Below are 336 nucleotides of genomic sequence, written 5' to 3'. Positions count from 1 at the left end.
ACCATATGGGCACCGGCGCACCGGCCTTAAAATACCTCGCAAGGTATTTGTACCGAGGCGTGATTGGAGAAAAAAACATCATTGCCAATACCAACGGCGAAGTAACCTTTAGGTACCGGGACAGCGCTACCGGGACAATGCAGAAGAGGACGCTTAGGGGAGAAGAGTTTCTGCGTCTGCTTCTTCAACATGTCTTGCCAAACGGGTTCAGGCGGCTGCGCGAATATGGATTCCTGCACGGGAATGCCAAGAAAATCCGTATGCTGGTCCAGTTGGTCCTGCACGTCGTTATCATGCCGCAGCCGCCTCGCCCCCGACCAGTATTTGCCTGCCCTC

General features: G+C 54.5%; 1 protein-coding gene. It reads left to right on the top strand.

The features are described from left to right. Positions 1-336 (top strand): transposase (locus tag JWJ90_RS24115; RefSeq protein ID WP_205229538.1); only part of this gene is annotated, 336 nt, incomplete at both ends.

It is taken from the genome of Desulfobulbus rhabdoformis (assembly GCF_016919065.1).
In the GTDB taxonomy this organism is placed as follows: domain Bacteria; phylum Desulfobacterota; class Desulfobulbia; order Desulfobulbales; family Desulfobulbaceae; genus Desulfobulbus; species Desulfobulbus rhabdoformis.
This window is presented reverse-complemented; position numbering and strand designations above follow the sequence as displayed.